General features: G+C 66.2%; 20 protein-coding genes. 8 read left to right on the top strand and 12 right to left on the bottom strand.

The annotated features are described in order from the left end of the window. Window positions 1-6 precede the first annotated feature (6 nt). From JQX08_RS14480 to JQX08_RS14470, 3 genes are read right to left on the bottom strand one after another with little or no spacing between them, the layout of a single operon-like run. Complete coding sequence (locus JQX08_RS14480) at window positions 7-183, bottom strand: hypothetical protein (RefSeq protein WP_205349106.1); 177 nt, start codon at window positions 181-183, stop codon at window positions 7-9. After that, window positions 180-827 carry an NAD(P)H-binding protein gene (locus JQX08_RS14475; protein ID WP_205349105.1) on the bottom strand — a complete coding sequence of 216 codons (648 nt, stop codon included), beginning with the start codon at window positions 825-827 and terminating at the stop codon, window positions 180-182. Before JQX08_RS14475 ends, JQX08_RS14480 begins: the two co-directional genes overlap by 4 nt. Before the next feature lie 7 nt (window positions 828-834). Continuing rightward, window positions 835-1,059 (bottom strand): hypothetical protein, encoded by a 225-nt coding sequence (locus JQX08_RS14470; protein ID WP_205349104.1) that lies wholly within the window; start codon window positions 1,057-1,059, stop codon window positions 835-837. A 176-nt stretch (window positions 1,060-1,235) separates the two neighbouring features. Between JQX08_RS14470 and JQX08_RS14465 the strand changes: the two genes are divergently transcribed. Genes JQX08_RS14465 through ligD form a run of 4 tightly spaced genes read left to right on the top strand, consistent with a single transcriptional unit; the run spans window position 1,236 to window position 5,533 of the window. Continuing rightward, on the top strand, window positions 1,236-1,742 hold the full coding sequence (locus tag JQX08_RS14465) for an MgtC/SapB family protein (RefSeq protein WP_205349103.1): 507 nt from the start codon (window positions 1,236-1,238) through the stop codon (window positions 1,740-1,742). Between the two features lie 49 nt (window positions 1,743-1,791). Then, window positions 1,792-2,040 (top strand): hypothetical protein, encoded by a 249-nt coding sequence (locus JQX08_RS14460; protein WP_205349102.1) that lies wholly within the window; start codon window positions 1,792-1,794, stop codon window positions 2,038-2,040. Window positions 2,041-2,099: 59 nt separating this feature from the next. After that, window positions 2,100-2,993 (top strand): non-homologous end joining protein Ku, encoded by an 894-nt coding sequence (gene ku / locus JQX08_RS14455; RefSeq protein ID WP_205349101.1) that lies wholly within the window; start codon window positions 2,100-2,102, stop codon window positions 2,991-2,993. 20 nt (window positions 2,994-3,013) lie between these two features. Next, the gene (ligD, locus tag JQX08_RS14450) at window positions 3,014-5,533 is read left to right on the top strand and encodes a DNA ligase D (protein ID WP_205349100.1); all 2,520 of its coding nucleotides are present in this window, start codon (window positions 3,014-3,016) and stop codon (window positions 5,531-5,533) included. A gap of 63 nt (window positions 5,534-5,596) precedes the next feature. Here the strand turns inward: ligD and JQX08_RS14445 are convergent, their stop codons facing one another. After that, complete coding sequence (locus tag JQX08_RS14445; protein WP_205349099.1) at window positions 5,597-6,868, bottom strand: RidA family protein; 1,272 nt, start codon at window positions 6,866-6,868, stop codon at window positions 5,597-5,599. A gap of 291 nt (window positions 6,869-7,159) precedes the next feature. Here JQX08_RS14445 and JQX08_RS14440 point away from each other — a divergent pair, with 291 nt between their 5' ends. From JQX08_RS14440 to glgB, 4 genes are all read left to right on the top strand, one after another. Beyond that, on the top strand, window positions 7,160-8,020 hold the full coding sequence (locus JQX08_RS14440) for an SDR family oxidoreductase (RefSeq protein ID WP_205349098.1): 861 nt from the start codon (window positions 7,160-7,162) through the stop codon (window positions 8,018-8,020). 147 nt (window positions 8,021-8,167) lie between these two features. Next, entirely contained in the window at window positions 8,168-10,210 is a 2,043-nt protein-coding gene (locus JQX08_RS14435) for an alpha-1,4-glucan--maltose-1-phosphate maltosyltransferase (RefSeq protein WP_205349097.1), read from the top strand. A gap of 10 nt (window positions 10,211-10,220) precedes the next feature. Further along, the gene (treS, locus tag JQX08_RS14430; RefSeq protein WP_205349096.1) at window positions 10,221-13,538 is read left to right on the top strand and encodes a maltose alpha-D-glucosyltransferase; all 3,318 of its coding nucleotides are present in this window, start codon (window positions 10,221-10,223) and stop codon (window positions 13,536-13,538) included. Further along, a complete protein-coding gene (gene glgB / locus JQX08_RS14425; RefSeq protein ID WP_205349095.1) occupies window positions 13,535-15,730 on the top strand; it encodes a 1,4-alpha-glucan branching protein GlgB in 2,196 nt (731 codons plus the stop codon). The genes treS and glgB overlap by 4 nt, the downstream gene beginning before the upstream one ends. Before the next feature lie 166 nt (window positions 15,731-15,896). On the opposite strand, the gene nirD is transcribed toward glgB, so the two are convergent. The 8 genes from nirD to JQX08_RS14385 all read right to left on the bottom strand — a co-directional run bounded on the left by nirD (window position 15,897) and on the right by JQX08_RS14385 (window position 24,908). Next, window positions 15,897-16,280 (bottom strand): nitrite reductase small subunit NirD, encoded by a 384-nt coding sequence (nirD, locus tag JQX08_RS14420; RefSeq protein ID WP_205349094.1) that lies wholly within the window; start codon window positions 16,278-16,280, stop codon window positions 15,897-15,899. Then, window positions 16,280-18,838, bottom strand: a complete 2,559-nt coding sequence (gene nirB, locus JQX08_RS14415) for a nitrite reductase large subunit NirB (protein WP_205349093.1) — start codon at window positions 18,836-18,838, stop codon at window positions 16,280-16,282. Before nirB ends, nirD begins: the two co-directional genes overlap by 1 nt. Window positions 18,839-19,231: 393 nt before the next feature. Then, on the bottom strand, window positions 19,232-20,227 hold the full coding sequence (locus JQX08_RS14410; protein ID WP_205349092.1) for a lysylphosphatidylglycerol synthase domain-containing protein: 996 nt from the start codon (window positions 20,225-20,227) through the stop codon (window positions 19,232-19,234). After that, window positions 20,220-21,455 carry a cardiolipin synthase ClsB gene (gene clsB / locus JQX08_RS14405; protein WP_205349091.1) on the bottom strand — a complete coding sequence of 412 codons (1,236 nt, stop codon included), beginning with the start codon at window positions 21,453-21,455 and terminating at the stop codon, window positions 20,220-20,222. The genes JQX08_RS14410 and clsB overlap by 8 nt, the downstream gene beginning before the upstream one ends. Continuing rightward, a complete protein-coding gene (locus tag JQX08_RS14400; protein ID WP_205349090.1) occupies window positions 21,452-22,237 on the bottom strand; it encodes an endonuclease/exonuclease/phosphatase family protein in 786 nt (261 codons plus the stop codon). The genes clsB and JQX08_RS14400 overlap by 4 nt, the downstream gene beginning before the upstream one ends. Then, window positions 22,237-23,151 (bottom strand): DUF72 domain-containing protein, encoded by a 915-nt coding sequence (locus JQX08_RS14395; RefSeq protein WP_205349089.1) that lies wholly within the window; start codon window positions 23,149-23,151, stop codon window positions 22,237-22,239. Before JQX08_RS14395 ends, JQX08_RS14400 begins: the two co-directional genes overlap by 1 nt. Window positions 23,152-23,166: 15 nt before the next feature. After that, window positions 23,167-24,459 (bottom strand): zinc-dependent alcohol dehydrogenase, encoded by a 1,293-nt coding sequence (locus tag JQX08_RS14390; RefSeq protein ID WP_205349088.1) that lies wholly within the window; start codon window positions 24,457-24,459, stop codon window positions 23,167-23,169. A 35-nt stretch (window positions 24,460-24,494) separates the two neighbouring features. Continuing rightward, a complete protein-coding gene (locus tag JQX08_RS14385; RefSeq protein ID WP_205349087.1) occupies window positions 24,495-24,908 on the bottom strand; it encodes a CBS domain-containing protein in 414 nt (137 codons plus the stop codon). Window positions 24,909-24,933 lie beyond the last annotated feature (25 nt).

Genomic DNA, 24,933 nt, shown 5'->3' with positions numbered 1-24,933 from the left:
AGCCTTTCAGGCGGCTATGGTGCGTTTGTTGGCGTGCGGGCGACTCGGGCGCTGGGTGACACGCACCGCGGTGGTGACCGGGATGTAGTGATGCCGCGCCAAACGCAGCATGGCCCACAGGGTGGCGGCGCAGAGCAGCAGCCAGCCGGAGAAGATCAGTAGGATGAAGCTGCCGATGGTCATGGCGATACCTCGCGATGGTCGGTCAAACGAATGCGTTCGTGGATGTGATTGGCAAGCTCGAACTCGTCGAGCACGCCGGCGGCGAAGCGGCGCAGAGGCTCCAGTTCGCTGGTCTCCGACCCTTCATGGGGATGGGCAAAGTCGTCGAACTCGAGCAGTTGTTCGGCCACCGCCGGCGCGTCGACCAGCGTCCACGCCAGGCTGCTGTCCAGCAGGCGTTGCTCCAGGAGGTCGAGGGTCGGCGAGGGCAGCTGTTCGTCGTAGTCCAGCCAGCTGAAGTCGCCGACCAGCAGCAGGCGGCGCACGCCGGCGATCACCAGCCCATCGAGCAGCGCGCCGATGGCCACGAACTGGTCGTCGAAGCTGCGCAGTTGGCGATCGTCGGCGCCGGCGGCCAGGTGCGGGTTGCTGAGGATGCAGATCACCCCGTCCATGCCCGCCACGCTGCGGCTCACGCCGATCGGGTCGAACAGATCACCCTGTTTGGCGCGGATACCTGGCCGCGCGGTCACCGCGTTGAGGTCGCTGAGGATCACCGAGGTTTCGAACTGGCGACCCAGCGATTCAACCAGCAGCGCATTGCCGACACTGCCTTGCACGCCGAACAGGGCGAGCTTGGTCTTCGGGGTTTCGAGATTCTTCATGGCGTCGTCATAGCTGCACGTTGGGCTCGGCCAACGGCTCGGGCTTGCCGGGATGGCTGATGGGCTTCACCTCGACAACAGTGATGTCCCCCGGCAGGCAATCGCCGTGCAGTCCCTGCAAGTGAAACAGCGCCTGATCCGGCGTCAGCGACTCGGCCTCGCTCAGCACTTCGGTGGAGTGCGCCTGATCCTTGATGGTGTAGCTGACGAGAAACTTGTGCGGTGACGCCATGGTTGCGACCTCCAGCGGGTGATTCCGTCGTTCTTACTGGATAAGACCTCGGCTAGTGGCCAAATGGTTCAGCTCTTCGCTGGCAAACCTTCGGCGCCGCGACGAGTCGAACGGCTATACGGATCACTGCGGGAAACTGCCATGAGACGCGCGCCAAGCATTGCGGGGTTGGGCCGGTGAGCGCCTGGACAACGGTGCAGGCGACCCTGGTCGACGAATTCTCCGACGCCGCCGACGTCGAGCAGCTGACCCGCGCCGGACTGCGCATCCTGCTCGCCGCGCTGCTCGGCGGCGTACTGGGCTTCGAGCGCGAACAGCAGGGCAAGGCCGCCGGGGTGCGCACCCACATGCTGGTGGCGCTGGGTGCGGCGATCTTCGTGATGATCATGCAGTTCGAAGAGGCGCACACCGATGCGCTGAGCCGAGTGATCCAGGGTATCGCCGCCGGGGTCGGTTTCCTCTGCGCGGGGACCATCCTGAAAAGCGACGATTCCGGGCAGATCAAGGGCCTGACCACCGCGGCCGGCATCTGGCTGACCACCGCGATTGGCGTGGCGGTGGGGCTGGGCAACGAGACCGTGGCGATTCTCGCAACGGTGATGGCGCTGATCATCCTCAGCGTGCTGCGCAAGATTCTCGAACGATTGGAAAACCGTCATGAAGGCGGCGGAAACTCTCCGTGACCCTCTGGGTTCTGAAGTGAGAGACGGCCCGATCAGCAAGGATTCCGGCATGTTCAAAGACTTCCCGCACCATGTGGCTTGGACCGACGCCATGCGCGACGGCCCGCGTTACATCGGCCTCATCGAATACCAGCCCAAGCGCCCCGGCAGCCGGGTCAACGTGCTGTGGGTGGTACTGCCCGACTGCGCCTGCGAAGCGGAGGCGGAAACCGCCGCCGACGACATGCTGCGCGAGATCCGCGACATCACCCGCGACGGCCAGGTGATCTACAGCGACGGCGTGGCGCTCGATAGCTGAAACTTTTGCCGCGCCGGGTGGGTCCGCCGAAGGTAATCCACTGAATTGGAACCGCGGCGATGGCACGATCTATCTGGAAGGGCGCGATCAGCTTCGGCCTGGTGCATATCCCGGTGAACCTGGTGTCCGCCACGGCGGCCCACGGTGTCGATTTCGACTGGCTCGACGACCGCAGCATGGAGCCGGTCGGCTACAAGCGAGTCAACAAGGTCACCGGCAAGGAAGTGCCGAAGGAACACATCGTCAAAGGTGTGCAGTACGAGAAGGGCCGCTACGTGGTGCTCAGCGAGGAGGAAATCCGCGCCGCCCACCCGGACTCCACGCAGACCATCGATATCTTTGCCTTCGTCGAGCGCGAGGCGATCCCCTTCACCCATATCGACACGCCGTACTTCCTCAGCCCCGACCGGCGCGGCGAGAAGGTCTACGCGCTGCTGCGCAAGACCCTGGAAGACACCGACAAGGTGGCCCTGGCGCACGTGGTGCTGCGCACCAAGCAGTACCTGGCGGCGCTGATGACCCAGGACGCCGCACTGGTGCTGGTGATGCTGCGGTGGCCGGCGGACGTGCGCAGCCCGGCGCAACTGGAGTTGCCCAGCACGGCGACCAAGCCCGAACTGGCCAAGCGCGAGCTGGACATGGCCAAGCGGCTGGTCGAAGACATGAGCGCCGACTGGCAACCCGACGAGTACCTCGACAGCTTCCAGGACAAGATCATGGGGCTGGTCGAGCAGAAGGCGCGCGCCGGCAAGATCGAGGAAGTCGAAGCCGTGGAGGAGGGCGAGGAGCGCCGCAGCGCGGACGTCATCGACCTCACCGAACTGCTCAAGCGCAGCCTCGGTGGCAAGAGCGCACCGCCCAGCAAATCGCGCAAGCCGGCGGCCAAAGCCAAGGCCGCGCCGCCCAGCGACGACGCGCCGGCGAGCAAGCCGCGCAAGACCGCCCGCAAGTAGCTCGCCAGGAGTGACCGACCATGGCCAAGGCCAAGCCCGTCAGCGAGTACAACCGCAAACGCAACTTCGACATCACCGCCGAGCCCCGCGACGAGCCACGCCGCGCCAAGGGCAAGGCCGGCGCGTTGCGCTTCGTTATCCAGAAACACGATGCGCGGCGCCTGCACTACGACTTCCGCCTGGAGCTGGGCGGCACCCTGAAGAGCTGGGCGGTGCCCAAGGGCCCGAGCCTCGATCCGCAGGACAAGCGCCTGGCGGTGCACGTCGAGGACCATCCGCTGAGCTACGCCAGCTTCGAGGGGCAGATTCCCGAGGGCCAGTACGGCGCCGGCGACGTGATCGTCTGGGACCAGGGCATCTGGCAGCCGCACGGTGATCCGGCAGCCGCCTACCGGGACGGCAAGCTCAAGTTCAGCCTGATCGGCGAGAAGCTTTCTGGCGACTGGACGCTGGTGCGCACCAACCTCAAGGGCAGCGGCGACAAGGAGCAGTGGTTGCTGATCAAGGAACGCGACGAGGTAGCCCGCCCGGCCGACGAGTACGACATCGTTCAGGCGCAGCCTGCCAGCGTGCTCAGCGGCGCAGAGGTGGGTCAGCCGAGCGCCGCCAGGCCGGCGCCGCAGTCATCTGCGCGCAAGCAACCGGGCAAAGTCCGCCGCACCACATTGCCCAGCCAGCTCGCCCCACAACTGGCCACGCTGGTCGACCAGCCGCCCGGTGGCGACTGGCTGTACGAGATCAAGTTCGACGGCTACCGCATCCTCGCGCGTATTGCCGATGGCGAGGTGCGGCTGTTCACTCGCAACGGCCACGACTGGACCGCGCGTCTGCCGCGCCAGGCCAAGGAGCTGGCGGCATTGCGGCTCGCGGACAGCTGGCTGGACGGCGAAGTGGTGGTACTCAACGACGAAGGGCTGCCGGACTTCCAGGCGCTGCAGAATGCCTTCGAGCTGGGCCGCAGCCTGGACATCCTCTACTACCTGTTCGACGCGCCGTTCCTCAACGGCGAGGACCTGCGCGAGCAGCCGGTGGAAGAGCGCCGCGCCGCACTGAAGAAGGCCCTCGGCGGCAAGAAGCACCCGCTGCTGCGCTACTCCGACGCGTTCACCGCCAAGCATCGCGACATCATCGAGAGCGCTTGCGCCATGGCCCTGGAGGGGGTGATCGGCAAACGCGCCGGCAGCACCTATGTGTCACGGCGCAGCGCGGACTGGATCAAGCTCAAGTGCCGCCTGCGCCAGGAGTTCGTGATCGTCGGCTACAGCCAACCGCAGGGCAGCCGCAGCGGATTCGGCGCACTGCTGCTGGCGGTCAACGACGGTGACGGCCTGCGCTACGCGGGGCGGGTCGGCACGGGGTTCAGCGAGACCAGCCTGAAGCAGCTGCACGGCCAGTTGCAGCGCCTGGCACGCGACGACTCGCCGCTCGCCGAGAAGCTCGGCGGCCAGGCCGCACGCGGGGTGAACTGGGTCGAGCCGCTGCTGGTTGGCGAGGTGGAGTTCGCCGAGTGGACCCGCGAAGGCATCGTGCGCCAGGCGGCGTTTGTCGGCCTGCGCAGCGACAAGCCGGCCAGCGAGATCGTCCGCGAATCGCCGCGCCCGGCCGCCAAACCGAAGGTCGCGCGCGGCGCGAGCAAAGGCGGCAAAGTGGTGGTCGCCGGCGTGCCGATCAGCCATCCCGAGCGAGTCATCGACGCCGGCAGCGGTTACCGCAAGGAAGACCTGGCGCGCTTCTACCAGGGCATCGCCGACTGGCTGCTGCCGCAACTGGACAATCGCCCGGTGTCGATCGTCCGCGTGCCGGATGGCGTCGGCGGCGAGCAGTTCTTCCAGAAGCACGCCGAGCGCCTGGCGATTCCCAACATCAAGCACCTCGACGCCAAGCTCGATCCCGGCCACGCGCGCTTGATGGAGATCGACACGCTCAAGGCACTGGTCGGCGCGGTGCAGATGGGCACCATCGAGCTGCATACCTGGAACGCCACCACAGACAGCATCGAGAAGCCGGACCGCTTCATCCTCGACCTTGACCCGGACCCCAAGCTGCCGTGGAAGAGCATGCTCGAAGCCACCCAGCTGTGCCTGACGGTGCTCGACGAACTGGGGCTGGCGGCCTACCTGAAGACCAGCGGCGGCAAGGGTATGCACATCATCGTGCCGCTCGCCCGGCATGCTGACTGGGACACGGTGAAGGCTTTCGCCAAGGCGCTCAGCCAGTTCATGCAGCAACAACTGCCGGAGCGCTTCACCGCGACCATGGGGCCGAAGAACCGGATTGGCAAGATCTTTATCGACTACCTGCGCAACAGTCGTGGCGCCAGCACTGTGGCCGCCTACTCGGTGCGCGCCCGGCCCGGCTTGCCGGTCTCGGTGCCCATTGCCCGTGACGAACTACCGAGCCTGCGCAGCGCCGCGCAATGGACGGTGGACAACCTGCAGGAGCGACTGGACGGCTTGCAGGGCGATCCCTGGCAGGGCTACGCCAATCGGCAGCGCATTACCGCGGCGATGTGGAAACGGTTGGGGACCAAGGCGCCGTGAGGGGCAGGGTGGAAGTAAACATCGACATCCACCCTACGTGGAGTGCCTACAAGGACATGCCGGTCAGGCGCTGGGCGGCGTGCCTTCAGCGTTGGCGACAACGGCTTCAATTTGCACCAAGGCACCGTTGGGCAGAGCGGATACGCCTACGGTCCTGCGTGCGGGAACACCGCCTGGGAAGAACTGCGTGTAAGCCTCATCTACCGCCGCAATATCGTCGATGTTTTTAAGGTAGATATTGACCTTAACCACGTCGTCCAGCGCGTGGTTGATGCTCTCCACAATGCTCTTGATGTTCTTCAGGCACTGCGCGGCTTGCTCCTTGGCACTGCTACCCACCACCTGGCCGGTCTTTGCATCCAGAGGCAGTTGTGCGGAGAGGTGGTTGTAATGGGAAAAGGCCACGGTTTGTGTGGATAGCGGGCTTCTGGGGGCGTCAGCCGTATTGTTGGCCTTTATAACGATGCCGTGCCGGTCTTCGACTAGCTGAGGCGGCGTGCCGTCGCCGTGCGACACCACGGCTTCGACTTGTACCAAAGCCCCCAGAGGCAAGGCGGAAACCTCAACTACGGTGCGTGCAGGCACATAGCCTACAGTCCGGGCGATAGCCGAATCCGGAAAGAAGGTTGTGTAGATTTCATTTACCGAATCAGTGTCTGCAAGGTTCTTCAGGAACAGCGTTATTTTGACAATGTCATCAAACGGAACGTCGATGCTTTCGAGAATGGCCTTGATGTTCTTCAAACACTGCGCTGCCTGCTCTTTTGCGCCGCCAGCCACCAGTTTTCCAGTTTTCGGGTCGATGGGCAGTTGAGCGGAAAGGTTGTTGTAGTGAGAGAAGGCTACGGTTTGCGTCGATAGCGGATTTGTGGGGGCGTTTTCCATGTTCTTTGCAACTTTTACCAGGTCGCCGGCCTGTGGCGCGTTTGGAATGGTCCCTTCACCGTTTGAAATAAGCGCCTCAATTTGCACCAGGGCGCCCAGTGGTAGCGCTGCCACCGCAACTATCGTCAGTACGGGGGCATAGTCTGGGAAAAACTTTGCATAGATCTCGTTTATAGAATCGGTGTCTGAGACATTCTTAAGAAAAATAGTGGTTCTAACTACGTCATCCAGTACGTGATCGATGCTTTCCACAACTGCCTTAATGTTGTTGAGGCACTGCTCGGTTTGCTCTTTTATACCGCCGGCTACCAGCTTTCCGGACTTTGGATCGATGGGTAATTGAGCGGAAAGATTGTTGTAGTGGGAGAAGGCAACAGTTTGTGAGTAGGGACCGACGCCTTTCGGCGCGTTGTCCGTATTTCTTGCCAGTACTGCGTTGTAACCACTCATGGTTGTACCCCTTTAGGACTGGGACTTGTGGGCGGCGTGACCGACACCTATCCCACGTCGCTATCGAAAATTGCCACCGTCTATCCGGTGGGGGACATCCAGCCCACGCGGGCAGACTGCTCGGTGCCCGGGAGTACGTCATGGATCGGGTGGAAGTGTAGTGGCCGCTCTGCGCTGCGCCATTGCGCCGCCTCTGGGTGCGACGAGCTGCGTGCTATGGCCGATTCTTCATGAACCCCATCCCTCTGCCTCAGGTCATCCCTGTATCCCCTCCAGCCCCCGGAGACCGAGATGGCCGACAGCAAACAGACCCTTCCGCCGCAACACCAGCAACGCCAGCCCGGCTCAGAGAAGGTCATGCACCCCGAGCCGCTGTACATCCGCGCGACCTACCGTGGGGCCGGCAAGTTGGCGGGCAAGGTGGCGGTGATTACCGGGGCCGATAGCGGGATTGGTCGGGCGGTGGCGGTGCATTTTGCCGAGGAGGGCGCGGATATCGTGCTGCTGTACTTCGACGAACACGCCGACGCCGAGCAGACCAAAACGGAGATCGAGAAGCGCGGGCGCCAGGTAGCGCTGCACGCCGGGGATGTCGCTAGGGAAGCCTTCTGCCGCGAAGTGGTGGAAGACACCCTGGCCAAGTGGGGACGTATCGACGTGCTGGTCAACAATGCCGGTGAACAGCACCCACAGGAACGCCTCGAAGACATCAGCGAGGCGCAGTGGGAGAAGACCTTCCGCACCAACATCTTCGCGATGCTCCAGCTGACCAAGGCGGTACTGCCGCACCTGAAGGAAGGCGCGGCGATCATCAATACCGGCTCGATCACCGCCTACAAGGGCAACGCCACGCTGCTCGATTACTCGTCGAGCAAGGGCGCGATCATCTCGTACACCCGCTCGTTGGCGCTGAACCTGGCGGAGCGTGGCATCCGGGTCAATGCGGTGGCGCCGGGGCCGATCTGGACGCCGTTGATCCCTTCGACCTTCGACGCCGACAAGGTCGCCCACTTCGGTGGCAACACGCCGATGAAGCGCCCCGGCCAGCCAGCGGAAGTGGCGCCGGCCTACGTCTACCTGGCCTGCGAGGACTCCAGCTATGTCACCGGCCAGGTGATTCACATCAATGGCGGCACCGTGATCAACGGCTGAGCGCGCCGTGCCGGCCAATCGGCCTGAACTTTTGCCGCGCCCCGGGGTTCGGAACTTACAGGCGTCGCGCTAGGCGCATACATCCCTTCGACTTCAGCGGTCGGCTGTCCGCAGCCGGGCCGTGTCGCGTTGCCAAGGAGCCGGACGATGTCTCTGGAAAGCTACCGCAAGCCCGTCGACACCCTTTCAGGCAGCCTGCGTATCGAGGAAGCCATCGACCTGCCGCGCATCGCCATCGAGGCGGTGAGCCCCACGGTGGAGGGCGGTCGCTTCGCTGCCAAGGCCATCGCCGGGCGGACGCTGACGGTACGTGCAGTGCTGATCGCCGACGGCCACGACAAGCTCGGCGCCCGCGTGGTGTGGCGCGAGCTGCCGGCCGGCGACTGGCAGCATGTGCCGCTCAAGCCGCTCGGTAATGACCGCTGGGAGGCGCATTTCGTCCCGCCGCGCGCCTGCCGGCTGGCTTTCGCCGTGGAGGCCTGGTGGGACGTGTATGCCTCCTATGCCGACGAATTGAAGAAGAAGTACGCCGCCGGCGTGCCGATCAGCCTGGAAGTGCACGAGGGCGAGTTGCTGCTGGAGAAATCGGCCAAGGTCGCCCACGGTGAGCATGCCGCCGCGCTGCAGGGCGTGCTGACGCGGCTGCGCGACACCGAGTCGCTGGATCGGCGCGTCGGTGTGCTGTTGGCACCGGAGACCGCGCGCGCGATGGCCCAGGTCGAAGCGCATCCGCACCGGGTGCGCAGCGCGCTGTATCCGCTGGAGGTCGAGCGGCGGCTCGCCGAGTTCGCCAGCTGGTACGAGCTGTTCCCGCGCTCGGCGAGCAACGACGAGCAGCGCCACGGCACCTTCCGCGACGTGATCGAACGCCTGCCGGAAATCGCCGAGATGGGCTTCGACGTGCTGTATTTCCCGCCGATCCACCCGATCGGCCGCACCCATCGAAAGGGCCGCAATAACGCGCTGACCACCGTCGAGGGCGATCCCGGCAGCCCGTATGCGATCGGCAGCGAGGAGGGCGGTCATGAGGCGCTGCATGCCGAGTTGGGCAGCTTCGAGGACTTCCGCGCACTGGTCGCCGCCGCCCGCGAGCAGGGCCTGGAGATCGCCCTGGACTTCGCCATCCAATGTTCGCCAGACCATCCCTGGCTCAAGCAGCATCCCGGCTGGTTCAGCTGGCGGCCGGACGGCAGCATCCGCCACGCGGAGAACCCGCCGAAGAAGTACGAGGACATCGTCAACGTCGACTTCTATGCGGCGGACGCCATGCCGGAGCTGTGGCTGGCACTGCGCGACGTGGTGGTCGGCTGGGTGGAGCAGGGCGTCAGCCTGTTTCGCGTCGACAACCCGCACACCAAGCCGCTGCCGTTCTGGGAGTGGCTGATCGCGGACGTGCGCGGACGCTACCCGCAGACCATCTTCCTCGCCGAGGCATTCACCCGCCCGGCGATGATGGCGCGCCTCGGCAAGGTCGGTTTCAGCCAGAGCTACACCTACTTCACCTGGCGCAACAGCAAGGCCGAGTTGCAGGAATACCTGGAAGAGCTCAACGAGGCGCCACTCAGCGAGTGTTACCGGCCGAACTTCTTCGTCAACACGCCGGACATCAACCCGTATTTCCTGCAGACCTCCGGGCGCGCCGGCTTCCTGATCCGCGCTGCGCTGGCCACCATGGGCTCGGGGCTGTGGGGTATGTACTCGGGCTTCGAGATCTGCGAGGCGGCACCGGTGCCGGGCAAGGAGGAATACCTCGACTCGGAGAAGTACCAGCTACGCATTCGCGATTACCGGGCGCCGGGCAACATCGTCGCGGAGATCGCCCAGCTCAACCGCATCCGCCGGCAGAACCCGGCGTTGCAGACGCACCTCGGCTTCCAGGCCTACACGGCCTGGAACGAGCACATCCTGTACTTCGGCAAGCGCAGCGCGGACCGAAGCAACTTCATCCTGGTCGCCATCAGCCTCGACCCGCACAACGCCCAGGAGGCGCATTTCGAGCTGCCGCTGTGGGAACTGGGCCTGGCCGATGATGCGGCGACCGAGGGCGAAGACCTGATGAACGGCCACACCTGGACCTGGTACGGCAAAGTGCAGTGGATGCGCATCGAGCCCTGGGTGCTGCCGTTCGGCATCTGGCGCATCCGCGTGCCCGGCGACGTGGCAGCGCCCGCGGCGCCGGCCGCCAAATAGAGGACCCCCGATGGCGAAGAAACCCCGGCCTGCGGCCTTCATCAATGACCCCCTGTGGTACAAGGACGCGGTCATCTATCAGGTCCATGTGAAGTCTTACTTCGACTCCAATGGCGACGGGATTGGCGACTTTCCCGGCCTGATCGCCAAGCTCGACTACATTGCCGAGCTTGGCGTGAACACCATCTGGCTGCTGCCGTTCTACCCCTCGCCGCGCCGCGACGACGGCTACGACATCGCCGAGTACCGCGCGGTGCACCCGGACTACGGCGGCATGGCCGACGCCAAGCGTTTCATCGCCGAGGCGCACAAGCGCGGGCTGCGGGTGATCACCGAACTGGTCATCAACCACACCTCGGACCAGCACCCCTGGTTCAAGCGCGCCCGCGAGGCGAAGAAGGGCTCCAAGGCGCGCGACTACTACGTGTGGTCGGATACCGATCAGCATTACCTTGGCACGCGGATCATTTTCCTCGACACCGAGAAGTCCAACTGGACCTGGGACCCGGTGGCCGGCCAGTACTTCTGGCACCGCTTCTACTCGCACCAGCCGGACCTCAACTTCGACAATCCGCAGGTTATGAAGGAAGTGCTCAGCGTGATGCGCTTCTGGCTCGACCTCGGCGTCGACGGCCTGCGCCTCGACGCGATTCCCTACCTGATCGAACGCGACGGCACCAACAACGAGAACCTGCCCGAGACTCACACGGTGCTCAAGCGCATCCGCGCCGAGATCGACGCGCATTACCCCGACCGCATGCTGCTCGCCGAGGCCAACCAGTGGCCCGAGGACACCCAGCTGTATTTCGGCGGCGAACACGGCGGGCCGGGCGACGAGTGCCACATGGCCTTCCACTTCCCGCTGATGCCGCGCATGTACATGGCCATAGCCCAGGAAGACCGCTTCCCGATCACCGACATCCTGCGCCAGACCCCGGAGATTCCGGCCAACTGCCAGTGGGCGATCTTCCTGCGCAACCACGATGAACTGACCCTGGAGATGGTCACCGACCACGAGCGCGACTACCTGTGGAACTACTACGCCGCCGACCGCCGGGCGCGTATCAACCTGGGCATTCGCCGCCGTCTGGCGCCCCTGGTCGAGCGTGACCGGCGGCGCATCGAGCTGCTGCACAGCCTGCTGCTGTCGATGCCGGGCACGCCGACGCTGTATTACGGCGACGAGATCGGCATGGGCGACAACATCTTCCTCGGCGACCGCGACGGCGTGCGCACGCCCATGCAGTGGTCGGTGGACCGCAACGGCGGCTTCTCTCGCGCCGATCCGGCCAGCCTGGTGCTGCCGCCGATCATGGACCCGCTGTACGGTTTCCAGGCGATCAACGTCGAGGCGCAGCAGCGCGATCCGCACTCGTTGCTGAACTGGACGCGACGCATGCTCGCGGTGCGCAAGCAGCAGAAGGCCTTCGGCCGCGGCAGCCTGAAGATGCTCTCACCGAGCAATCGCCGGGTGCTCGCCTATCTGCGCGAGTTCAGCGACGGTGATGGCCGCCACGAGATCATCCTCTGCGTCGCCAATGTGTCGCGCGCCGCCCAGGCGGTGGAGCTGGAACTGTCCGCCTACAACGGCAAGGTGCCGGTGGAAATGACCGGCGGCAGTTCGTTCCCGCCGATTGGCGAGCTCAACTACCTGCTGACCCTGCCGCCGTATGGCTTCTACTGGTTCTTCCTCGCCGACGCCGCGCAGATGCCCAGCTGGCACGTGGCGCCGCCTGAGCGCCTGCCGGAAATGCCTACTCTGGTGATCAAGCGCGACCCGCAGGAGCTGCTGGAGAACGCCAATCGCCACACCCTCGAGCAGGAATCGCTGCCGGCCTACCTGCCCAAGCGCCGCTGGTTCTCCGGTGAGGCGGCGGGCGGCGTGAGCATCCTCTACGGCGTCCCGTTCAGTCGCCTGTGCATGCTCGCCGAGGTGGCGGTGATGCGCGAGGCGGGCATCGAGCACTACCAGTTGCCGGTCGGCTACATCGGCGAACACGACAGCGGCAGCCCGCTACCCCAGCAACTGGCCCTGGCGCGGGTGCGTCGCGGGCCGAACGTCGGCCTGCTGACCGATGCCTTCACCTTGCCGCACTTCGTCCGCGATGTGCTGCAGGGCTTCTACGACAACCGCGTGCTGGCGCATGCCGGCGGCGAGATCCACTTCCTCGCCAGCGAGCAGCTGGCCGCCGTGCCGCGCAGCGACGAGCCGGAAGTGCGCCTGCTGTCGGCCGAGCAGTCGAACAGTTCGGCGCTGATCGGCGAGCACCTGATGCTCAAGCTGGTGCGCCGAGTGTTCCCCGGCATCCACCCGGAAGCCGAGATGGGCGGCTACCTGACCCGCCACGGCTTCGCCAACATCGCGCCGCTGCTGGGCGAGGTGCGCCGCGTCGACGCCGACGGCGTGCCGCACACCCTGATGATCCTGCAGGGCAACCTGCGCAATCAGGGCGACGCCTGGGCCTGGACGCAGAACAACCTGGAGCGGGCGATTCGCGATGAGCTGTCCGGTGGCTTGTCGGCGCAGGAAAACCAGTTCGCCGCGATGGCGGAGCTGGAAACCTTCGCCCGCATGCTCGGCCAGCGCCTCGGCGAGATGCACCTGGTGCTGGCCAACCCGGACGAGGATGAAAGCGACTTCGCGGTGAGCGGTACCGCGGAGGCAGATGCCGAGGACTGGACGCTGAGCATCGGCGAGCAGGTGCGCTATGCCCTGCGCGAACTGGAACTGCAGCGCGAGCGGCTGAGCGGCCAGGACCGAGCCAACGCCGACTGGCTGATCGGCCGCGCCGACGCGCTGGTCGCCCTGGTCGGCAAACTCGCCCGGCGCGGCATGGGCGGCATCCGCCTGCGCGTGCACGGTGATCTGCATCTCGGCCAGGTGCTCGTGGTGCAGGGCGATGCCTACCTGATCGACTTCGAAGGCGAACCGGCGCGCAGCCTCGACGAGCGCCGCGCCAGCCACAGCCCGCTCAAGGACGTCGCCGGCATGTTGCGCTCGTTCGACTATGCCGCGGCCATGGCGATGCGCAACGCGCAGAGCGCCGATGCCTCGGCCGAGGCCGAGCGGGCGCGCCATGCGATCGCCGCGATCTACCGCCGCCAGGCGCGCACCGCGTTCTACGACGCCTACCGGATCGCTGCCGCCGACCTGCCGCACGCCTGGTTCGAGCGCGAGGGCGAGGGCGCCGCACTGGCGCTGTTCTGCATCGAGAAGGCCGCCTACGAAATCCTCTACGAGGCGCGCTATCGCCCGGACTGGCTGCCCGTCCCCGTACAGGGCCTGGTGGAGCTGGTCGAACATCTGCTGGGAGAGTGGACGCCATGAGCGATAACGCGGCGTACGACGAGCGCCAGCACATCCAGGCCCTGGTGCGCGCCGAGCACGGTGATCCGTTCGCTTACCTCGGCCCGCACGATGAGTCGGATGGGCGAGTGATTCGCACCTACCTGCCGACCGCATTGCGCGTCGAGCTACTGGACGGCGAAAGCGGCGCAACCCTGGGCGACATGCAGCAGGACCAGACGCCGGGGCTGTTCCGTTTCACCCAGGCGCCGCAGCGCCCGTACCGCTTGCGCATCCACTGGGCGATCGGCGAGCAGGAGACCGAAGACCCCTATGCCTTCGGCGCACTGCTCGGCGACATGGACCTGTACCTGTTCAACGAGGGCAATCACCGCACCATGGGCCAGGTGTTCGGCGCGCAGTTGGCCAGCCACGACGGCATCTCCGGCGTGCGCTTCTCGGTGTGGGCGCCGAACGCCCGGCGCGTCTCGGTGGTGGGCGCCTTCAACGTCTGGGATGGCCGCCGCCACCCCATGCGCCTGCGCCATCCGGCGGGCATCTGGGAGCTGTTCGTGCCGCGCCTGCAGGCTGGCGAAGCGTACAAATTCGAGATTCTCGGCCAGAACGGCCTGCTGCCGCTGAAGGCCGACCCACTGGCGCTGGCCACCGAGCTGCCGCCGGCGACCGGCTCGGTGGTCGCGCCGCCGCTGCACTTCGACTGGCACGACCAGGCCTGGATGGACGCGCGCCAGGCACACCAGGCGCACAACCAGCCGCTGTCGATCTACGAGGTGCATGCCGGTTCCTGGCGCCGCGAAGGCGAGGGCGAAGGCCAGCTGCTGGGTTGGCGCGAGCTGGGCGAGCAGCTGATTCCCTACGTCACTCAGCTCGGCTTCACCCATATCGAGCTGCTGCCGGTGATGGAACACCCGTTCGGTGGCTCGTGGGGCTATCAGCCGCTGTCGCAGTTTGCGCCGACCGCGCGCTACGGCACGCCGCAGGAGTTCGCCGCCTTCGTCGATGCCTGCCACCAGGCCGGCATCGGGGTGATCCTCGACTGGGTGCCGGCGCATTTCCCCACCGATTCGCACGGTCTGGGGCGCTTCGACGGCACCGCGCTGTACGAGTACCAGCACCCCTACGAGGGCTTCCACCAGGACTGGGACACCTACATCTACAACCTCGGGCGTACCGAGGTGCACGGCTTCATGCTGGCCTCGGCGCTGCACTGGCTGCGCGTCTACCACATCGACGGGCTGCGCGTGGACGCGGTGGCCTCGATGCTCTACCGCGACTACTCGCGCAAGGACGGCGAGTGGATTCCCAACCGCCACGGCGGCCGCGAGAACCTCGAGGCGATCGACTTCCTGCGCCACCTCAATGACGTGGTCGCCACCGAGGTGCCCGGCGCGCTGGTGATCGCCGAGGAGTCCACGGCCTGGCCAGGCGTCAGCCGACCGACCCGCGAGGGCGGCCTGGGCTTCGCCTACAAGTGGAACATGGGCTGGATGCACGACAGCCTCAAGTACGCCAGCGAGGACCCGCTGTACCGCGGGCATCACCATCACCAGCTGACCTTCGGCCTGCTCTACGCGTTTTCCGAGCACTTCATCCTGCCGATCTCCCACGACGAGGTGGTGCACGGCAAGCGTTCGTTGCTGGACAAGATGCCCGGCGACCGCTGGCAGAAATTCGCCAACCTGCGCCTGTACCTGAGCTTCATGTGGAGCCATCCGGGCAAGAAGCTGCTGTTCATGGGCTGCGAGTTCGGCCAGTGGCGCGAATGGAGCCATGACCACCCGCTGGACTGGTACCTGTTGATGTACGGCGAGCATCAGGGCGTGCAGAACCTGGTCGGCGACCTCAACTACCTGTACCGCCACCAGTGTGCGCTGCATCAGCTGGACGGGCAGGCAGAGGGCTTCCAGTGGCTGATCGGCGACGACAAGGCCAACAGCGTGTACGCCTGGCTACGCAAGGGCGAGGACGGCATGCCGCTGCTGGTGGTGCATAACTTCACCCCGACGCCGCGCCTGGGCTACCGCATCGGTGTGCCGCTGGCCGGCAACTGGGCCGTGGCACTGAATAGCGACGCCGAGCGCTACGCCGGCTCCGCGGCTGGCAGCCAGGGCGAGCTGACGGCCGAAGAGGCGGTCAGCCATGGTGAGGCCTATTCGCTGGTTCTCGATCTGCCGCCGCTCGGCACCTTGATCCTGCGTCCCGAGAGCTCGTGATCGCCCATCCACCCCGTCGTCCCCGCGTAGGCGGGGACCCAGCCCGTAGGATGGGTGGGGCCTAGGTTGAGCGGAGCGATACCCATCACGGCGATGATGGGTATCGGCGCTACGCGTCTCAACCCATCCTACGAGGCTCGAAGGGCGGTTCCTGCGTCCCGCGTCGTCAGGCCTGGCTGGCCACGCCGATTTCCACGGCATCGCCGTTCAGTCGCACCGGCCAGACGCGCAGGCGCTGTTCCGGGTATTCCAGGCAGCTGCCGTCCGCCAGGCGGTAGTGCTGCTTGTACAGCGGCGAGGCGATCACCAGATCGCCCTTGAGCTGGCCGACGATGCCGCGGCCGATCACGTTGGCGCCGGATTTCGGGTCGCGGTTGTCGATGGCGAACAGCTGCTCGCCGTCCACGGTATGTGGCAGGTGGAACAGGGCGATCTGCGCGCCATCCAGCCAGGCCACCACGCCGGAGTTGGCCACCAGGTCCTGGCTGCGGCACAGCGGTTGCCAGGACAGCGCGGAAGACGCGATACGCACGACATTGGACTGGCTCATCAGAGCACCTCCTCGGTGACGGGGATCAGGTGGAGTTCGGAGGCCAGCAGCGGGCGCCGCTGGCCGCGTTCCTTGACGAAGTGGATGTCCGGATCGCCGCGCCGGTCGTTGACGAAAGTGCGGAAGCGCTTGAGCTTCTCCGGGTCCTGGATGGCGTTGGCCCATTCGCACTCGTAGCGGTCGACCACCAGCTGCATCTGCGCCTCGAGTTCGGCGCCGAGGCCGAGGCTGTCGTCGAGGATCACTGCCTTGAGGTAGTCGAGGCCGCCTTCCAGGCTTTCGCGCCACACTGACGTGCGTTGCAGCTTGTCGGCGGTGCGCACGTAGAACATCAGGAAGCGGTCGATGGCGCGGACCAGCCCGGCGTCATCCAGGTCGGTGGCGAACAGTTCGGCGTGCCGCGGGCGCATGCCGCCGTTGCCGCAGACATACAGGTTCCAGCCTTTCTCGGTGGCGATCACGCCGACGTCCTTGCTCTGCGCTTCGGCGCATTCGCGGGTGCAGCCGGAGACGGCGAACTTGATCTTGTGCGGCGAGCGCAGGCCCTTGTAGCGATTCTCCAGCAGCAGCGCCATGCCCACGCTGTCCTGCACGCCGTAGCGGCACCAGGTGCTGCCGACGCAGGATTTCACCGTGCGCAGCGACTTGCCGTAGGCGTGGCCGGTCTCGAAGCCGGCGGCGATCAGCTCGGCCCAGATGTCCGGCAGCTCGTGCAGCTGCGCGCCGAACAGGTCGATGCGCTGGCCGCCGGTGATCTTGGTGTACAGGTCGTATTTCTTCGCCACCGCGCCGATGGCGATCAACCCGTCCGGGGTGATTTCGCCGCCGGGAATGCGCGGCACCACCGAGTAGGTGCCGTTCTTCTGCATGTTGGCCATGAAGGTGTCGTTGGTGTCCTGCAACGGCACCAGCGCCGGGTCGGTGATCGACTGGTTCCAGCACGAGGCGAGAATCGAACCGACCGCCGGTTTGCAGATGTCGCAACCAGTGTGGCCGCGGCCGTGCTTGGCGAGCAGCTCCTCGAAGCTCAGCACGCCTTCCACGCGCACGATGGCGTACAGCTCCTGGCGGGTGTGGGCGAAGTGTTCGCAGAGGCTCTTGTCGACGGCCACGCCACGGGCACTCAGTTCGTGCTCGAAGACCTGCTTGAGCAGCGCGCTGCAACCGCCGCAGCCGGTGCCGGCCTTGGTCACCGCCTTGAGTTCGCCGAGGTCAGTGATGCCCGCGTCGACCTGGCAGCACACCGCGCCCTTGCTGACGTTGTGGCAGGAGCAGATGGTCGCGGTGTCCGGCAGCGCGTCGGCGCCGAGGGTCGGCGCGCCATCGGAGAGCGGCAGGATCAGGCTGGATGGGTCCTGCGGCAGCTTGATGCCGTTCTGCGCGTACTGCAGCAGGGTGTCGTAGTAGCTGTTGTCACCGACCAGCACTGCGCCGATCACGTGCTTGCCGTCCGGCGAGACGACCAGGCGGCGGTAGCTGGCGTTGGCTTCGTCGATGTAGCGGTAACTCTTGGCGCCCGGCGTGGCAGCGTGGGCATCGCCGATAGAGCCGACGTCGACGCCGAGCAGCTTGAGCTTGGTCGACATGTCGGCGCCAGTGAACGGCTCGTGCGCCTGGCCAACCAGCTGCGCAGCGAGGTTGCGCGCCATGGTGTAGCCGGGGGCGACCAGGCCGAAGATGCTGCCGTTCCACGAGGCGCATTCGCCGATGGCGTAGATCGCCGGGTCACTGGTGCGGCAGTCGTTGTCGATCACCACGCCGCCGCGCGCGGCGATCTCCAGGCCGGCGCTGCGACCCAGGGCATCCTGCGGACGAATGCCGGCGGAGAACACGATCAGGTCAGTCTCGAGGTATTCGCCGTCGTTGAAGTTCATCCGGTAGGCGTAGTCCTCGCCAATCACGATGTCCTGAGTGGCACGCGACAGGTGTACGCCAACACCGAGGGCTTCAATCCGCGCGCGCAGCGCGGCGCCGCCATCGGCATCCAGTTGCATCGGCATCAGTCGTGGGGCGAACTCCACCACGTGGGCTTCCAGGCCGAGCGACTTCAATGCGTTGGCCGCTTCCAGGCCGAGCAAGCCGCCACCGACCACCACGCCACGGCGCGCATTGGCGGCGGCGTTACGAATCGCGTCGAGATCGTCGAGGGTGCGGTAGACCAGTCGCGAATTGCCCTCGGCACCGGGAATCGGCGGCACGAAGGGGTAGGAGCCAGTGGCAAGCACCAGACGGTCGTAGCTGCGCCGGCCGCTGCGGGTGACCACTTGCTTGCGCTCGCGGTCGATCTCCAGCACCGCTTCGTCGAGGTGCAGGTGCACGCCGTGGCGGGCGTACAGCTCGGCGTCACCGAGGGCCAGCGCTTCGGCATCCTTGCCGCCGAAGTATTCGGAGAGGTGCACGCGGTCGTAGGCGCGTTGGCGTTCTTCGCCGTACACGTGCACCTGGTAGTGGCCCAGGGCGCCGCGTTCAATCAACTGCTCGACACAGTGGTGGCCGACCATGCCGTTGCCGATGACGATCAGGGTTTCGCTCTTGATCGGAGTGACGATGGAGTTCATAGCCGTTCCTCAGTACCAGCCGCTGCCGGGGCAACGCGGTTAAAAAAGACACAAAAAAAAGCGCCTGGAGCTGGCGATCAGCTCCAGGCGCCTTTGCCTGGTATTCATGATTTGAGGAGTGATGACCTGAGCCCCGTTGCCCGGTTCACTCATCCCGTGCCTGAACAGGCCAGTGGTCGGCGGTGACCACGCGGGACGCGCTGCCGGAAGCTCCGGCACGCGGTAGTGGGGCATTAGCAGGTTGCATGCCAGTCTTGCCGAAGGCCGGCGGAACGCCCGTGCTGTGGGCGCTTGAGCGGTTTTCGCGAATGGCGCGGGCGGAGCATCGGCCGCCTACGGCTGAGCCAGAAATGTGCGCGGCGCGAGGTGCGTCCCTTTTTTGGGGCGGTTCATCTACTGGTTCTTCTGCCGCAGTGCCTTGGCGCGCTTCTCCAGGACCAGATAGACCACGCAGGCGATCAGCAGCGGCAGCAGAAAGTAGAGGGCCCGGTAGCCGATCAGCGCGGCCATCAGCGTGCCCTGGGAGAATTCATGCTGGAGCAGGGCGATGAACACCGCCTCGAGCACGCCCAGACCGGCGGGGATATGGGTGATCACCCCGGCGATGCTGCTGATCAGCAGGATGCCGAGAATGGTCGGGTAGAAGGCCTTGTCGGGCAGCAGCAGGTAGATCAGCGCAGCCATCAGCGACCAGTTCAGCGCGCCGAGCCCGGCCTGCAACAGCGCCAGGCGCAGGGTCGGCAGACTGACCTCCAGCTTGCGCCAGCTCCACTCACGTCGCGTGGCGAAGCGGCAGGCGAGCAGGTAGGCGAGGGCGACAGCCAGCAGCAGGAAACCGATCCACTGCAGCCCGGTGGTACCCAGTTGCCAGGAGCTCGGCAGGCGCACCAGGCGCAGCGAGAATACCGTGCCGGCCAGCAGCAGGTAGCCCAGCCAGTTGGTGATCAGGCTCAGACTGAGCACCTTGGCGATGGTCGCGGTGTTCAGCCCGAGGCGCGAATACAGGCGAAAGCGTAGGGCGATACCGCCGACCCAGGAACTCAGGTTGAGGTTGAAGGCGTAACAGACGAAGGCCACCGGAATGACCTGCAGCACCGGCAAGCCGTGCCGGGTGTAGTAGCGGCCGAGCAGGTCGAAGCCCGTGTACACCAAGTAGCTGGCCAAGGCGATCGCGCCGCCGAGCAGCAGGGTGCTCAGCCGGTAGGACTGCAGGGCGTGCTTGACCTCCTGCCAGTCGAGGTTCTTTACCAGCATGTACAGAAGCACTGGCACGAGGATGAAGAAGAACGCCGTCAGCAAGCGCTTGCCCCACACCTGCCAGGCTTTGCGTGGGGCGTGGTGATGCGCCGCCGGGGCGCTCGGCGCGCTGGCCAGGGCGCGCTCAGCCATGCGAGTCACCCTGCGGCAGTGGCGATTCCGGTGGTTCGCTGGCGTAGGTCAGTTCGCCGTCGTCGCGGGTGTGCAGCGATTTCAGGCGCGGCGCGTGCGCCGGCAGCAGGCCGACGATGGCCGGGAAACGGCGGGTCAGGTGGAAGCCGACGAAGATCAGCGGCGCCCGCCACCAGTAGCCGCGGATCGCCCGCGCCAGGCTGATGCTCTTGCAGTGCTCGCTGGCCAGGCCGAGCAGGTGGTCATAAAGCTGCTGGTTGAACGCCGCATCGCGGATGAACAGGTTGGCCTCGAGGTTCAGCGCCAGGCTCAGCGGGTCGAGGTTGCTCGAACCGACCGTCGACCACTCGCGATCGACCAGCGCCACCTTGCCGTGCAGCGGGCGCTGGCAGTACTCGTAGATGGTCACGCCGTCGCGCAGCAGGTAGTTGTACAGCAGCCGCGACAGCGCGGTGACCCACGGCATGTCCGGCTGGCCCTGGAGGATCAGGGTGACTTTCACCCCGCGCCGCGCCGCATTGCGCAACTCGCGCAGCAGGCGGTAGCCGGGGAAGAAGTAGGCGTTGGCGATCACCAGGCGGTGGTCGGCAGTGCGGATCGCGCGCAGGTACTGCTCCTCGATATCGGTGCCGTGGCGCTGGTTGTCGCGCACCGACAGCAGCAGCCGCGCGTTGCCGGCGTGGCGGGTCACCGGACGCACGCGGCTCGGCTCGCTGCTCGCCGGTTTGATCATGCGCAGGGTGTCACGGTGGATGTCGGCGACCACCGGGCCACGCACTTCGATGGCGTAGTCCTGCTTGGCCATCGGGCCGAAATCACCGAGGTGGTCGGCGGAATAGTTGATGCCGCCGATGAACGCGCGCTCGCCGTCGACCACCAGGATCTTGCGGTGCATGCGACGGAACAGGTTGGTGCGCAGGCCGAACACCCGACGCGCCGGGTCGAACACGTGAATCTTCACTCCGGCCTCGGTCAGCGCACCGACATACTCGGCGCTCAGTTCCGAGGTGCCGTAGCCGTCCACGGTCAGCTCGACCCGCACCCCACGCTGGGCGGCGGCGATCAGCGCGTTCTTGAAGGCCCGGCCGACCTTGTCCTCGAAGATGATGAAGGTCTCCACCAGCACCTCTTCGCGCGCCGCGCGGATCGCCTCGAACGCACGGGGGTAGTACTCCTCGCCGTTGATCAGCAGGCGCACCTCATTGCCATCCCGCCACGCGTAGCTCATAGCTGCACCTCCACGGCCAGCGGCGCATGGTCGGAGAGGTGCGACCAGGGCCGCTTGGACAGCACGCACGGCGCATGCGCCGTGGCGTTGCGCAGGTAGATGCGGTCCAGGCGCAGCACCGGCCAGCGCGCCGGGAAGCTGCGCGCCGGCGCGCCATAGGCGCCGACGAACACCTCGGCCATGCCCTGGCGGGCCAGCTCGGCGTCGGCGCGCAGGCGCCAGTCGTTGAAGTCACCGGCGACGATCACCGGCGCGCTGGCGGGAATCCGTTCGAGCAGCTCGCAGAGCAGGTGCAACTGGCGCAGGCGATGACCTTCGAGCAGGCCCAGGTGCACGCAGATCGCATGCACCGCCTGCTGCCCCGGTACGTCCAGCACTGCATGCAGCAGGCCGCGCTTCTCGGTGTCGTTGAGCGACACGTCGTAGTTGGCGTATTCGCGGATCGGGTACTTCGACAGCAGTGCGTTGCCATGCTCGCCGTCCGGGTACACGGCGTTGCGGCCGTAGGCAAACTGCGGCCACATGCTGTCGGCGAGGAATTCGTAGTGCGGCACTTCCGGCCAGTTATGCACGCGCCGCGCATGTCGCTCATGGGCGCCGAGCACTTCCTGGAGGAACACCACGTCGGCGCTCACGCTGCGCACCGCTTCGCGCAACTCGGGGAGGATGAAGCGCCGATTCAGCGCGGTGAAACCCTTGTGGGTGTTCACCGTGAGCACATGCAGGGTGTGCACGGCGGGCGCCAGGGCGGTCGGCGCTGCGGCTTTGGCGAAGGTCGTCATCAAGCAGCTCCTAGCTGTTCTCCGGGGGCAGTCTCCAAGGCTGCGGCCAGGCCGAGGCGCTCCAGCAGGGCGCGGGCGTCGTAAGGGGCGCGCACCTTGATGTCGTTGTCGAAGTAGCAATACACGTCGCGCGAGGCGCGCTTGCGCGGTGCCTGGTCGACGATCAGCTGGGCATCCTCCGGTTGCCCGCCGTGACTCCAGCTTTCGATGCGCTGCTGCCAGCGGCGCAGCGCCGCCGGGGAATAGCCACTGGCGTAGAGCTGCTTGTCGCCATGCAGGCGCAGGTAGACAAAATCGCTGGTGACATCCTCCACATAGGGCCATTTGCCGGCGGTGTCGGCGACCACCAGGGCTACGTTATGGCGCCGCAACAAGGCGACGAATTCCGCACAGACGAAGCTTGGGTGGCGAATCTCCACCGCATGCCGCAGCGCTCGCTGGTCTGCCGCGGCCAGGTAGCCAGGATGCCGGCGCCGTGGATCGCAGTGCCGCGCGCATTGCTGGCCTTCGCTCGTGGTGTGCGGCAGCAGGCCGAGGAAGTGCTCGAACTGCGCCGCATCGAAGCTGAAGCTGGGTGGAAACTGCCAGAGGATCGGTCCCAGCTTCTCTTTAAGTTGGAATATTCCCGAGGCGAAGAAGTTCGCCAGCGGCGTCTCGATGTCGCGCAGCCGGCGCACATGGGTGATGTAGCGCGGCGCCTTGACGCTGAAGACGAAATCCTTGGGCGTGTCGGCATACCAGCCGGCATAGCGCTCCGGGGTTTGCAGAGCGTAGAACGAGCCGTTGATCTCGATGCTGGTGACCGCCCGCGAGGCGAACTCCAGCTCGCGGCGCTGCGCCAGCCCGTCGGGGTAGAAGTCGCCACGCCAGGGCTCGTAGCGCCAGCCGGAAATGCCGATACGGATCTCGCTCATCTGCGCTGCGCTCGTTCAGGACTTGCCGGGCGCGGGCGGTGCGCCGGCAGCGTCGAGGGTCGCGTCGAGGCGTTTGCCGAGGGTTTCCTCGTCACCCTCACGCGCCTGCTGGCGCTGCGGGTGCAGCTCGACCTTGATCCAGCCGGGGTCGCGGCGGTCGAATGCCTTGAACGCTTCGATGGCGTCGGTCATCGGCTTGATCTGGGTGAGGATCTTCGCCGGATCGATGCGCCCGGCCAGGGTCAGCTCGATCAGGTGCGGGATGTAGCGCCGGTGGTGGCAGTTACCCATGTTGATGGTCAGGTTCTTGTTCATCGCCAGGCCGATCGGGAAGGTCCGCGCCTGCTGCGGGTAGACGCCGATGATCGACAGCGTGCCGGCCTTGGCCAGCCCCTCGACCGCCCACTGCAGGGCCTGGCTCGGCGCATCGCCGGGCTGCCAGTTGGCGCCGTCCGGGTGGGTGTGCGGGGTGACCACCGCCAGTTCCTCGCGGAACAGCGCGGCCTGGCGGCTATCGCAGTCGTGCGGGTGCTCGGCGTCGATGCCCACCGCGTCGATGGCGCGGTCCACGCCGATCCCGCCGGTCAGCCGGCGCAGCGTTTCGATGGGGTCCTCCTGGTCGAAATCGATGATTTCCGCGCCTTGCTGGCGGGCCATGCGCAGGCGGTCTTCGTGGTGGTCGATGGCGAACACCCGCGCCGCGCCCATCAGCAGCGCGCTGGCGATGGCGAACTGGCCAACCGGGCCGCAGCCGAACACCGCCACGGTGTCGCCGGGGGTGATCTCGGCCATTTCCGCGCCGAAGTAGCCGGTGGGAAAGATGTCGGACAGCAGGATCGCCTGGTCGTCGCTGATCTGGCTGGGCAGTTTGACCAGGCCGATGTTGGCGTGCGGAATACGCGCCCGCTCGGCCTGCAGGCCGTGGAACGGCCCGCTGGCCGACGGCCCACCGAAGAACGCGGTGCCGGCCTGCTTGCCGTTGGGGTTGGCCACGTCGCACTGCGCGTAGTAGCCGGCGCGGCAGTACGAGCAGTTGCCGCAGGCGATGGTCGAGGGCACCACCACGCGGTCGCCAACCTGCAGGTTGCGCACGTCGGCGCCGAGTTCCTCGATGATCCCCACGCCTTCGTGGCCGAGGATGGTGCCTTTCTGCATGCCGCTGACCGTACCGCGCACGAAGTGCAGGTCGGTGCCGCAGATCGCCGAGGCGGTCAGGCGGATGATCGCGTCGGTGGGCGCCTGCAGGGTCGGTTCGGCGACGTCCTCGAGGCGGATATCGCCGACGTCATGGAATACCACGGCTTTCATGGGCACATCCTCGGGGGGCTGCCCCGCTGCGGGCTTCAATGCGCCTTGGCGACGCCCTGCAGCACCGTGGCGCTGGCCTGCGGGCTGCGTGCGCTGCTGATGTTGCCGAGCGACACCACGCCGACCAGGCGCTTCTCGCGATTGAGCACCGGCAGGCGGCGCAACTGGATGTCCGCCATGTTCTCGGCGACGTGCTGCACCTCTTCGTCCTCGAAGCAGTAGCGGATGTTGCCGCTCATCACCTGGCGAATCGGCGTGTTGCCGTCAAGGCCTTCGGCGACCGCGCGGATAGCGATGTCGCGGTCGGTGACCATGCCGATCAGGCGATCCTTGTCGTTGACCAGCAGCGCGCCGGTATCGATGCGCGCCATGATCGCGGCGGCCTCGCGAATGCTCTGCTCGGGCGCGGCGGTGTGGACGTTGCGGGTCATGATGTCGGAAATTTTCATGGGGCCTCCGGGCGTACGGAAAAGG

The organism is Zestomonas insulae (assembly GCF_016901015.1).
GTDB lineage: Bacteria > Pseudomonadota > Gammaproteobacteria > Pseudomonadales > Pseudomonadaceae > Aquipseudomonas > Aquipseudomonas insulae.
The sequence above is the reverse complement of the archived record's forward strand: the minus strand, read 5'-3'. Positions and strand labels throughout refer to the sequence as shown.